12 protein-coding genes are annotated in these 11,972 nt (G+C 60.7%); 10 read left to right on the top strand and 2 right to left on the bottom strand.

Features of this window, described 5'->3' with window-relative positions; genetic code table 11:
• Positions 1-21: 21 nt before the first annotated feature.
• The 8 genes from HX783_RS26610 (at position 22) to HX783_RS26575 (ending at position 8,925) form a co-directional block, all read left to right on the top strand.
• On the top strand, positions 22-1,332 hold the full coding sequence (locus HX783_RS26610) for a sugar ABC transporter substrate-binding protein (RefSeq protein WP_159957075.1): 1,311 nt from the start codon (positions 22-24) through the stop codon (positions 1,330-1,332).
• A 174-nt stretch (positions 1,333-1,506) separates the two neighbouring features.
• Entirely contained in the window at positions 1,507-2,433 is a 927-nt protein-coding gene (locus tag HX783_RS26605; protein WP_177018836.1) for a carbohydrate ABC transporter permease, read from the top strand.
• 10 nt (positions 2,434-2,443) lie between these two features.
• Entirely contained in the window at positions 2,444-3,274 is an 831-nt protein-coding gene (locus HX783_RS26600) for a carbohydrate ABC transporter permease (RefSeq protein WP_016968929.1), read from the top strand.
• Between the two features lie 39 nt (positions 3,275-3,313).
• Entirely contained in the window at positions 3,314-4,417 is a 1,104-nt protein-coding gene (locus HX783_RS26595) for an ABC transporter ATP-binding protein (protein WP_177018835.1), read from the top strand.
• A 16-nt stretch (positions 4,418-4,433) separates the two neighbouring features.
• Positions 4,434-5,915 carry a mannitol dehydrogenase family protein gene (locus tag HX783_RS26590; RefSeq protein ID WP_177018834.1) on the top strand — a complete coding sequence of 494 codons (1,482 nt, stop codon included), beginning with the start codon at positions 4,434-4,436 and terminating at the stop codon, positions 5,913-5,915.
• A 148-nt stretch (positions 5,916-6,063) separates the two neighbouring features.
• Positions 6,064-7,545 (top strand): xylulokinase, encoded by a 1,482-nt coding sequence (gene xylB, locus HX783_RS26585; RefSeq protein WP_177018833.1) that lies wholly within the window; start codon positions 6,064-6,066, stop codon positions 7,543-7,545.
• A 12-nt stretch (positions 7,546-7,557) separates the two neighbouring features.
• Positions 7,558-8,496, top strand: a complete 939-nt coding sequence (locus HX783_RS26580; protein ID WP_159957085.1) for a carbohydrate kinase — start codon at positions 7,558-7,560, stop codon at positions 8,494-8,496.
• Between the two features lie 159 nt (positions 8,497-8,655).
• Positions 8,656-8,925, top strand: a complete 270-nt coding sequence (locus HX783_RS26575) for a DUF2790 domain-containing protein (RefSeq protein WP_159957087.1) — start codon at positions 8,656-8,658, stop codon at positions 8,923-8,925.
• 99 nt (positions 8,926-9,024) lie between these two features.
• Here the strand turns inward: HX783_RS26575 and HX783_RS26570 are convergent, their stop codons facing one another.
• Entirely contained in the window at positions 9,025-9,294 is a 270-nt protein-coding gene (locus tag HX783_RS26570) for a DUF1652 domain-containing protein (RefSeq protein WP_177018832.1), read from the bottom strand.
• Positions 9,295-9,538: 244 nt separating this feature from the next.
• Positions 9,539-10,561 (bottom strand): threonine ammonia-lyase, biosynthetic, encoded by a 1,023-nt coding sequence (ilvA, locus tag HX783_RS26565; protein WP_177018831.1) that lies wholly within the window; start codon positions 10,559-10,561, stop codon positions 9,539-9,541.
• Between the two features lie 278 nt (positions 10,562-10,839).
• Here ilvA and HX783_RS26560 point away from each other — a divergent pair, with 278 nt between their 5' ends.
• Both HX783_RS26560 and map read left to right on the top strand, forming a co-directional pair.
• On the top strand, positions 10,840-11,040 hold the full coding sequence (locus HX783_RS26560) for a ParD-like family protein (RefSeq protein ID WP_003190946.1): 201 nt from the start codon (positions 10,840-10,842) through the stop codon (positions 11,038-11,040).
• Positions 11,040-11,795: a type I methionyl aminopeptidase gene (map, locus tag HX783_RS26555; RefSeq protein ID WP_177018830.1), complete on the top strand. Its 756-nt coding sequence runs from the start codon at positions 11,040-11,042 to the stop codon at positions 11,793-11,795. The genes HX783_RS26560 and map overlap by 1 nt, the downstream gene beginning before the upstream one ends.
• Positions 11,796-11,972 lie beyond the last annotated feature (177 nt).

The following is an 11,972-nucleotide window of genomic DNA, read 5'->3' as shown; positions in this document are numbered from 1 at the left end:
GGCGCGGAAATGGAGTGCGCGATGAAGTTCACAGCAAAAGCTCTGCTTGCCTGTACGTGTATGACCCTCAGCGCCGTCAGCCTTGGCGCGCAAACCCTGACCATTGCCACCGTCAACAACAGCGACATGATCCGCATGCAGAAGCTCTCGAAAACCTTCGAGACCGAGCATCCGGAGATCAAGCTGAACTGGGTGGTGCTCGAAGAAAACGTGCTGCGCCAACGCCTGACCACCGACATCGCCACCCAGGGCGGGCAGTTCGACGTGCTGACCATCGGCATGTACGAAGCTGCACTGTGGGGCGCCAAGGGCTGGCTGGAACCGATGAAGGATCTGCCGGCGTCCTACGACCTCGATGATGTATTCCCTTCGGTGCGTGACGGTTTGTCCGTCAAAGGCTCGCTGTACGCCCTGCCGTTCTATGCCGAAAGCTCGATCACCTATTACCGCACCGACCTGTTCAAGGACGCCGGGCTGAGCATGCCCGAGCACCCGACCTGGACCCAGATCGGCGAATTCGCGGCAAAACTCACCGACAAGACCAAAGAGCAATACGGCCTGTGCCTGCGCGGCAAAGCCGGTTGGGGTGAGAACATGGCGCTGATCACCACCCTGGCCAACGGCTACGGGGCGCGCTGGTTCGATGAGAAATGGCAGCCGGAATTCAACGGCCCTGAGTGGAAGGACGCACTGAACTTCTACGTCGACAACATGAAGAAATCCGGCCCGCCGGGTGCTTCCAGCAACGGTTTCAACGAAAACCTGGCGCTGTTCAACAGCGGCAAGTGCGCGATCTGGGTCGATGCCAGCGTGGCCGGCTCGTTTGTCACCGACAAGACCCAGAGCAAGGTCGCCGACCATGTCGGCTTCACCTTCGCCCCGCACGAAAAAACCGACAAGGGCACCTCGTGGCTGTACTCCTGGAGCCTGGCGATCCCGACCAGTTCCAAGGCCAAGGACGCCGCCAAGGTGTTCACCAGTTGGGCAACCTCGAAGGAATACAGCCAGCTCGTGGCCAAGACCGACGGCATTGCCAACGTACCGCCAGGCACGCGCAAGTCGACCTACAGCGATGAGTACATGAAAGCCGCGCCGTTCGCCAAGGTGACGCTGGAATCGCTGAAGGTTGCCGACCCGACCAAACCGACGCTCAAGCCGGTGCCGTATATCGGTATCCAGCTGGTGACCATTCCGGAATTCCAGGCGATTGGTACCCAGGTCGGCAAGTTCTTCTCGGGCGCGCTGACCGGTCAGCAAACGGTGGATCAAGCCTTGACCGCCGCGCAGACCACCACCGAGCGTGAAATGAAGCGGGCGGGTTATCCCAAATAGTACGGAACCCCGTAATTAATGTGGGAGCGGGCTTGCTCGCGAAAGCGGTCTACCAGTTGATGCATTCGTGACTGACACACCGCCTTCGCGAGCAAGTCGAATCGTCGCACCGCCGCTCCCACATTGACCGCGCTTCGACTCTAGTTTTGCATGTACCTGACTGGTTCTGATCCTATGAATACCACCACTGCCCAAGTGCAAACGACCACGCCTGAAAAGCCGCGCAAAAGCCGCCTGGCCAACCCCGGCTGGTTCCTCGTCAGCCCCTCGGTGGCCCTGTTGCTGCTGTGGATGATCGTGCCGCTGGGCATGACCCTGTACTTTTCGCTGATCCGCTACAACCTGCTCTACCCCGGCGAAAACCAATTCGTGGGCCTGGAGAACTTCACCTACTTCATCACCGACTCGGGTTTCCTGCCCGGCGCCACCAATACCTTGCTGCTGGTCGGCAGCGTGTTGTTGATCAGCGTGGTGTTCGGCGTGCTGATCAGCGCGTTGCTTGAGGCCAGTGAGTTTTTTGGTCGCGGCGTGGTGCGGGTGTTGTTGATTTCACCGTTCTTCATCATGCCCACCGTCGGTGCGCTGATCTGGAAGAACCTGATTTTCCACCCGGTGTCGGGGATTCTCGCCGCCGTGTGGAAGCTGTTCGGCGCCGAGCCGGTGGACTGGTTAGCGCACTACCCATTGCTGTCGATCATCATCATTGTGTCGTGGCAATGGCTGCCCTTCGCGATCCTGCTGCTGATGACCGCCATGCAGTCCCTCGACCAGGAACAAAAGGAAGCCGCGCGCCTGGACGGTGCCGGCGCCATCGCGATCTTCTGGCACCTCACCCTGCCCCACCTGGCGCGCCCGATTGCCGTGGTGGTGATGATCGAAACCATCTTCCTGCTCTCGGTGTTTGCCGAAATCTTTACCACCACCAACGGTGGCCCGGGCTACGCCTCAACCAACCTCGCCTACCTGATCTACAACCAGGCGCTGGTGCAGTTCGACGTGGGCATGGCCTCGGCCGGCGGCTTGATTGCCGTGGTCATCGCCAATATCGCGGCGATCATCCTGGTGCGGATGATCGGCAAAAACCTGACTGACAAGCCTTGAGGGCCGCGCCATGACGCTTCAACAATCCCGCCGCCTGCAAAGCCTGTTGCTCGGCACTTTGGCCTGGGCCATCGCGATCCTGATTTTCTTCCCGATCTTCTGGATGGTGCTGACCAGCTTCAAGACCGAAATCGACGCGTTCGCCACGCCGCCGCAGTTCATCTTCACGCCGACGCTGGAGAACTACCTGCACATCAACGAGCGCAGCAATTACTTCGCCTACGCCTGGAACTCGGTGGTGATTTCGTTCAGTGCTACCGCCCTGTGCCTGCTGATCTCGGTGCCGGCCGCCTACTCGATGGCGTTCTATGAAACCCAGCGCACCAAAGGCACCTTGCTGTGGATGCTGTCCACCAAGATGCTGCCGCCGGTGGGCGTTTTGATGCCGATCTACCTGCTGGCCAAGAGCTTCGGCCTGCTGGACACACGCATTGCGCTGATCATCATCTACACCCTGATCAACCTGCCGATTGTGGTGTGGATGGTGTACACCTACTTCAAAGACATCCCCAAGGACATCCTCGAAGCCGCGCGCCTGGATGGCGCCACGCTGTGGCAGGAAATGGTCCGCGTGCTGCTGCCGATTGCCAAGGGTGGCCTGGCCTCCACAGTGTTGCTGTCGCTGATCCTGTGCTGGAACGAGGCCTTCTGGTCGTTGAACCTGACCTCCTCGAATGCCGCGCCGCTGACCGCGCTGATCGCCTCCTACTCGAGCCCCGAAGGTTTGTTCTGGGCCAAATTGTCCGCCGTCTCGACCCTGGCCTGTGCGCCGATCCTGATTTTTGGCTGGATCAGCCAGAAACAGCTGGTGCGCGGTTTGTCCTTCGGCGCCGTGAAATAACGGTCTTTCAATAAAAAATTCAAAGCGGAGGCCCATCCCATGGCCAACCTGAAAATCAACAATCTGCAAAAAGGCTTCGAAGGCTTCTCGATCATCAAAGGCATCGACCTGGAAGTGAATGACAAGGAATTCGTGGTCTTCGTCGGCCCGTCGGGCTGCGGTAAATCCACTTTGCTGCGCCTGATCGCGGGCCTTGAAGAAGTCACCGAAGGCACCATCGAACTGGATGGCCGCGACATCACTGAAGTCACCCCGGCCAAGCGCGACCTGGCGATGGTGTTCCAGACCTACGCGCTGTACCCGCACATGAGCGTGCGCAAAAACATGTCGTTTGCCCTGGACCTGGCCGGCGTCGACAAGAAGCTGGTGGAAAGCAAAGTCAGCGAAGCCGCGCGCATCCTCGAGCTCGGCCCGCTGCTGGAGCGCAAGCCCAAGCAGCTGTCCGGTGGCCAGCGCCAGCGTGTGGCTATTGGCCGTGCGATTGTGCGTAACCCGAAAATCTTCCTGTTCGACGAACCACTGTCCAACCTCGACGCCGCCCTGCGTGTGCAAATGCGCCTGGAACTGGCACGCCTGCACAAAGAGCTGCAGGCGACCATGATTTACGTGACCCACGACCAGGTTGAAGCCATGACCCTCGCCGACAAGGTGGTGGTGTTGAACAGCGGCCGCATCGAACAAGTCGGCTCGCCGTTGGAGCTGTACCACCAGCCGGCCAACCTGTTTGTGGCGGGTTTTCTCGGCACGCCGAAGATGGGCTTCCTCAAGGGCAAAGTCACCCGCGTCGAAGGCCAAGGCTGTGACGTGCAACTGGACGCCGGCACGCTGATCAGCCTGCCGTTGAGCGGCGCCAGCTTGAGCGTGGGCAGTGCGGTGACCCTGGGTATTCGCCCAGAGCATCTGGAAATCGCCGCGCCTGGGCAAACCACCCTGACCGTCACCGCCGACGTCGGCGAGCGCCTGGGCAGCGACACCTTCTGCCATGTCATCACCGCCAACGGCGAGCCGCTGACCATGCGGATTCGCGGCGACATGGCCAGCCAATACGGTGAAACCCTGCAGCTGCACCTGGACCCGGCGCACTGCCATCTGTTCGACACCGACGGTGTAGCCGTGGCCCGCCCACTGCGCGCCGCCGCCTGATTTCGCGAGACTTGTGATGAAACTGAATAAACAGAACCTCACCCAACTGGCGCCGCACGTGAACATCCCGGCCTATGCGATTGCCAGCACCACGCAAGGCATCGCGCACATCGGCGTCGGCGGTTTCCACCGCGCGCACCAGGCGTATTACACCGATGCATTGATGAACACTGGCGAGGGCCTGGACTGGAGCATCTGCGGCGTTGGCCTGCGCAGCGAAGACCGCAAGGCCCGCGACGACCTGGCCGGCCAGGACTACCTGTTCACCCTGTATGAGCTGGGCGACACCGACGACACCGAAGTGCGCGTAATCGGCTCGATCAGCGACATGCTGCTGGCCGAAGACAGCGCCCAGGCGTTGATCGACAAGCTGGCCAGCCCGCAGATTCGCATCGTCTCGCTGACCATCACCGAAGGCGGCTACTGCATCGACGACAGCAACGGCGAATTCATGGCCCACCTGCCGCAGATCCAGCATGACCTGGCGCACCCGAAAACGCCGAAAACCGTGTTCGGGTTTATCTGCGCGGCGTTGACCCAACGCCGGGCGGCGGGTGTGCCGGCGTTTACCGTGATGTCCTGCGATAACCTGCCGCACAACGGCGCCGTCACGCGCAAGGCGCTGCTGGCCTTCGCCGCCCTGCACAACGCCGAACTGCATGATTGGATCAAGGCCAACGTGAGCTTCCCGAATGCCATGGTCGACCGCATCACGCCAATGACCAGCACCGCCCACCGCCTGCAATTGCATGATGACCACGGTATCGACGATGCCTGGCCGGTGGTGTGCGAACCCTTTGTGCAGTGGGTGCTGGAAGACAAGTTCGTCAACGGCCGCCCAGCCTGGGAAAAAGTCGGCGTGCAGTTCACCGACGACGTCACGCCCTACGAAGAGATGAAGATCGGCCTGCTCAACGGCAGCCACCTGGCCCTGACCTACCTGGGCTTTCTCAAGGGCTACCGGTTTGTGCACGAGACCATGAACGACCCGGTGTTTGTCGCCTACATGCGCGCCTATATGGACCTGGACGTTACACCGAACCTGGCGCCGGTGCCGGGCATCGACCTGACCGAGTACAAGCAGACCCTGGTGGATCGCTTCTCTAACCAGGCGATTGCCGATCAGCTGGAACGCGTGTGCTCGGACGGCTCGTCGAAGTTTCCCAAGTTCACCGTGCCGACGATCAATCGCTTGATTGCCGATGGGCGAGAGACCGAACGCGCTGCGCTGGTGGTGGCGGCGTGGGCGTTGTATTTGAAAGGTGTGGATGAGAATGGGGTGATCTACCGGATCCCGGATCCCCGCGCTGACTTTTGCCAGGGGCTGGTGACGGAAGATGCACTGATCAGCAAGCGGCTGCTGGGGGTGGAAGAGATTTTTGGTACGGCTATTCCCAATTCCCCTGCGTTTGTGGCAGCGTTTGAGCGGTGTTTCGAGAGCCTGCAGGATGTGGGTGTAAGCAAAACGCTGGAGCGGCTGCTCGCCAATCTCAACTGACGGAACCAAATCAAACTGTGGGAGCGGGCTTGCTCGCGAATGCGGAGTTTCAGTCGACATATTCTTCACTGATCCACCGCATTCGCGAGCAAGCCCGCTCCCACACCGACCGCATTTTCACTCCAACAATAATGCTGAGCACTCCACCATGACCCAGCAAAACCTCTACCTCGGCATCGACTGCGGCACCCAAGGCACCAAAGCCATCGTCCTCGACGCCACCAGCGGCAAGGTGCTGGGCCTGGGCGCGGCGGCGCATACGCTGATCAGCGGCGCCAATGGCCGACGCGAACAGCACACCCAGGAATGGCTGGACGCCTTTACCGAAGCCACGCACCGCGCCTTGCAACAGGCCGGTGTCGACGGCCAGGACATCCTCGGCATCGGCGTTTCCGGCCAGCAACACGGCCTGGTGTTACTCGATGACCACGGCCAGGTGCTGCGCCCGGCCAAACTGTGGTGCGACACCGAAACCGCGCCGGAAAACGAGCGCCTGCTGGCGTTTCTCGGCGGCGAGAACGGCTCGCTGGAGCGCCTCGGCGTGGCGATTGCGCCAGGCTACACCGTGTCCAAACTGCTATGGACCCGCGAGCAACACCCGGACATGTTCGCACGCATCGCACACATCCTGCTGCCCCACGACTACCTCAATTTCTGGTTGACCGGCCGCGCCGTGGCGGAATACGGCGATGCGTCAGGCACCGGCTATTTCAATGTGCGCAGCCGTGAATGGGACGTGGCGCTGCTGCAGCACATCGACCCCAGCGGCCGCCTGGAAGCTGCGCTGCCGGAGCTGATCGAAGCCAATCAAGCCGTGGGCACGATCCTGCCGGCCATCGCCGAACGCCTGGGCATCAACCCCAACGCCCGCGTCTCCAGTGGCGGCGGCGACAACATGATGGGCGCCATCGGCACCGGCAATATCGCCCCCGGCGTGATCACCATGAGCCTGGGTTCCTCGGGCACCGTCTACGCGTTTGCCGAGCAACCGAATGTGAGCCCGCAAGCCTCGGTGGCCACCTTCTGTTCGTCCAGCGGCGCCTGGTTGCCGTTGATCTGCACAATGAACCTGACTAACGCCACCGGCGTGATTCGCGACCTCTTCGACCTCGACCTGGCCACGTTCAACGCCCTGGTCGCCGAGGCGCCGGTGGGTGCCGACGGTGTGAGCATGCTGCCCTTTCTCAATGGCGAGCGTGTGCCCGCCCTGCCCCACGCCACGGGCAGTGTGCATGGCTTGACCATGACCAACCTGACCCGCGCCAACCTGTGCCGCGCGGTGGTCGAGGGCACCACCTTCGGCCTGCGTTACGGCCTGGACCTGTTGCGCCAGACCGGCCTGCAAAGCCAAACCATCCGCCTGATCGGCGGCGGTTCGAAAAGCCCGGTGTGGCGGCAGATGGTCGCCGATATCATGAATACCGAAGTGGTCTGCACCGAACAAAGCGAAGCCGCCGCCTTGGGCGCGGCGATCCAGGCGGCGTGGAGCCAGTCCGGCGAACCCTTGGCCAGCCTGTGCGACAAATGCGTCAGCGTCGATCCGGCCAGCCGCACGCTGCCGGTGGCGGCCAGCGTCAGTGCCTATCAACAGGTTTACGCGCGCTATCAACAACTCGTGGCAACCCTTTAAGAGCGAACGATTATGTATCTGGTGTGTGGCGAAGCGTTGTTTGATTTTTTCAGCGAGGAAGACGCCAGCGGGCAGGCTTCCAAGGTCAATTACAAGGCCATTGCCGGTGGCTCGCCGTTCAACGTCGCGGTGGGTTTGCGCCGACTGGGCATCGAGTCTGCGCTGTTCGGCGGGGTGTCCAACGACTTCCTCGGCCAGCGCTTGCTGCAAGTGCTCAAGGACGAAGGCGTGAGTGAGCAATTTCTGGTGGAATTCCCCGCGCCGACCACGCTGGCGATGGTTGCCGTGGGCGCCAATGGCTCACCGCAATACAGCTTTCGTGGCGAAGGCTGCGCCGACCGCCAACTGCGGGCCGCGCACTTGCCCGCACTGGGCCATGAAGTTCGCGGGCTGCACGTCGGCTCGTTTTCGCTGGTGGTGCAACCCATCGGCGACACCCTGCTGAGTCTGGTCAAGCGCGAAAGCGGCAAGCGCCTGATCAGCCTCGACCCTAACGTGCGGCTCAATCCGCAGCCGGATATTCAGCTGTGGCGCGATCGCGTGGCCGAGTTGGTCACCCATGCCGACCTGATCAAAGTCAGCGACGAAGACTTGCACCTGCTCTACCCCGACCGCTCGCCGGAAAGCGTACTGCAAGGCTGGTTGCAGCACCGCTGTCAGTTGGTGTTCCTCACCCGTGGTGGTGACGGCGCCACGGTGTTCAGCCGCCAGCACGGCAGTTGGTCGCAACCTGCCGTGAAGGTGGTGATGGCCGACACGGTCGGCGCCGGCGATACCTTCCAGGCCGCGTTGATTGCCTGGTTGACCGAGCAGCAGCTGGATTCGGTCGAAGGCCTGCAACAGCTCACCCGTGAGCAGATCGACGCCATGCTTGGTTTCGCCATTCGCGCGTCCGCCCTGACCTGCAGCAAGACCGGCCCCGACCTGCCGTATCGGCAACAGCTGGGCTGAACACGCGTTCATGAAGGTTTTGTCAGTTAGGGCAAAATTAATCCAAGGTTAATCCCGCCAGTCGACTGTGAAGGTGACCGCACACACCGCCTCCCGAGGCCCGTGCGGCCGCCGGCACATCGTGTTGATGCGCCCGCGAACGACTTGCGGAGAACCCTCATGAAACTGCGTACATTATTCTTCAGCGGCACATTGGCCCTCGCCGCGGTATCAGGCCTGGCGCACGCCGACACGCAACAGCCAGTCACCAAGCCAGTGCCGTACCAATATGGCATGCCTTTAAATATCGATAAGGTCATCGCCATGCACGAAACCGACACCGACGTGTGCAAGGTGATCAACGCTGATATCAAGTTTGTCGACAAAGCCGGCAAAATCGAGGATGTGGGTTATCGGAAAATGTCCGAAGCCTGTGATTTCCAGAATTGAACCGTTTGACTAGCAACAGAACCGTATGCAACAGGAACATCAGGGGCCTGGCGTTTACCAGGCCCGCAGTGCTTCGGTGACACACCCTCACAGGACGGCTTAGTAAACGCCGCGCGCGCCTACTCGTTGCAACGCAGGCGATTGGCTGTGCTTGAGGTCTTCGCGCAACCCAGCGATCAGGTTGCAAATGGCCCGACTGCTGTCGAGTTTTTCAGCGTTTATACCTTTGACTTCCAAATCCACTCGGTCACGGTCACGGTCGTCATACACCTTGATCGTCAACGAAGCGTCTTCGGCTTTGGTGCATTCGCACCGTTTGGGCAGGAAACTTCCTTCAATGATGCTGCGAAGCTCTAATTCCGAAAGCATGGCCAACCTATCCTTTTATGAGACTGCCAACAGATTATTGTGTGTCCGGCAGGCGCCTGCCTGCCACGTCTTACCGACCCTGGAAGACGCTTACATTCCTCAGCCTACTCGGCAAAATCGAATCTCGTTGTAACCTTTCCTCATAAGCAACTTGCGAAGTTATATAACTTTTGCGATGACGTGTTTACGCCGTTTAAATCATCGTCGAACGGCTGAGATTAAACGTTTAACTCGGGACCTTGAATTAAACGACACCTTGTGCGGCGACTCTTTCAGCAACATGTCGCAAACTATCAAAGTTGATATTGGCGCCCGAATTAATTGCCACCAGGGTTTGATCACGCACGCCATGTTGGGCGACATACGTGCGAATGCCCGCCACCGCCAGCGCGCCTGAGGGCTCGGTGATCGAGCGCGTGTCGTCATAGATCAGCTTGATGGCGCTGCACAATTCATCGTTGCTGACGGTGATGACTTCATCGACCCAGTCGCGGCAGATTTCAAACCCATAAGCGCCGATCTGCGCCACGGCGGTGCCATCCGCGAACCCATCGACACTGGGCAGCACCACCCGCTCGCCCGCGCGCAGGGCGGCCAGCAGGCAGCTGGAACCTTCAGGTTCGACACCGACGATACGCACATCCGGCCGCAGGTATTTGACGTACACCGCGATCCCGGCGATCAAGCCGCCCCCGCCCACCGGTACAAAAATCGCGTCCAACGGGCCCTGTTGCTGACGCAGGATCTCCATCGCCACGGTGCCTTGGCCGGCGATCACGTCCGGGTCATCAAAGGGCGAAACAAAGGTGCAACCCAAGGTTTCGGCCAATTGCAACGCGTGGGCCAGGGCAAATGGAAAGCTCTCACCGTGCAACACCGCCTCGGCGCCCCGCGAGCGTACGCCCAGCACCTTCAATTCAGGCGTGCTGCACGGCATGACGATACGCGCCTTAATCCCCAGCTCCCGCGCCGCCAGGGCCACGCCCTGCGCATGATTGCCCGCCGAGGCCGTGACCACGCCGCAGGCTTTTTGCTCTGCCGTAAGCTGCACCAGCTTGTTGTAGGCGCCGCGAATTTTAAAAGAAAACGTGGGTTGCAGGTCTTCGCGCTTGAGCAGCACCTGGTTGCCCAGCAGCGCCGACAACGCCGGCGCAGCCTGCAAGGGCGTACGCACCGCCAGGTCATAGACCGGGGCGGCGAGGATCTTTTTCACGTAGTGCTCAAGCAGTCCCGGGGCGGCGGTGTGGGGCGCGGTGCAGGTGCTCATGGGTGTCTCCTGGCTTTTTCGCAATGGGCGCTGGAGACGGAAAAACAAAACCCGCCTCTAGGGCGGGTTTGGGTACAGCAGCCGTGCGCTATCCCGCCATATGAGGAATGGCGGTAATAATGCTTGGCTGGCTGCGGAAGGCTTGAAATGTCATGACATGAAATTAACCGGCGTCTAGCGGGCAAGTCAATGGCGCGCCAGCCTTTTGTCGGCAGGGGTTTACGATGACTATACGAAACATATACGCTTCGTATATCAACTCTCCACATGTGAACCTCATGGGCATCGTCAAAATCACCGACCAATTGCACGAACAGCTTCGCCTGGCCAGCGCCGCCATGGACCGCTCCATCAACGCCCAGGCCGAGTTCTGGATCAAGATCGGCCTGCTCGCCGAACTCAACCCGCACCTGCCGTACAACGAGCTGATCAACAAGCTGTTGCTGGACAAGCCCGACCTGATCCGGGGGCGCAGCTGATGATCAAGACTGCCGCACAATTGGCCGTGATGCGTGAAGCCGGACGCCTGCTGGCGCAGGTCTTCACAATGCTCGATGGCTTTGTCGCCGCCGGGCGCTCCACCCTGGAACTGGACGCCGCCGTCGAAGCCTTCATCCGCAACGAACTGAAAGCCCGCCCGGCGAGCCTTGGGCAATACGACTACCCCTTCTGCATCAACACCTCGATAAACGAAGTCGTGTGCCATGGCATGCCCAGCGCCAAGGACGTGCTCAAGGACGGCGACATCATCAACATCGACATCACCCTGGAAAAAGGCGGCTTTATCGCCGACTCCAGCAAGATGTACATGATCGGCAACGTGGCGCCCAAAGCGCAGCGCCTGGTGGAAAAAACCTTCGAAGCCATGTGGGCCGGTATCCGACAGGTCAAGCCCGGCGCGCGCCTGGGGGATATCGGCCATGCGATCCAGAGCCACGCGCAAGCCAATGGCTACAGCGTCGTGCGTGAGTATTGCGGCCACGGCATTGGCCGCCAGATGCATGAAGACCCGCAAATCCTGCACTTCGGCCGCCCTGGCACCGGGCTGGAACTGCGTGAAGGCATGGTGTTTACCATTGAACCGATGCTCAACCAGGGCAGCGCCAAGGTGCGCAACCTCAAGGATGGCTGGACGGTGGTGACCAAGGACAACAGTTTGTCCGCGCAGTGGGAGCACACCGTGGCGGTCACCGCCGACGGGTTTGAGGTGTTGACCCTGCAGCCAACCGCCTGAACACCACCTGACTGTGGGAGCTGGCTTGCTCGCGAAGGCGGTGGGTCAGTGACACATGAGCTGGCTGATACACCGCCTTCGCGAGCAAGCCCGCTCCCACATTTTTGATCTCAGTACATCAGTTAGATGTGCTTTTGCCCTGCTCTTGCTGTGCTTTTGCTTCTACCACTCAGGTCG

It is taken from the genome of Pseudomonas sp. D2002, assembly GCF_013385735.1.
GTDB lineage: Bacteria > Pseudomonadota > Gammaproteobacteria > Pseudomonadales > Pseudomonadaceae > Aquipseudomonas.
The sequence above is the reverse complement of the archived record's forward strand: the minus strand, read 5'-3'. Positions and strand labels throughout refer to the sequence as shown.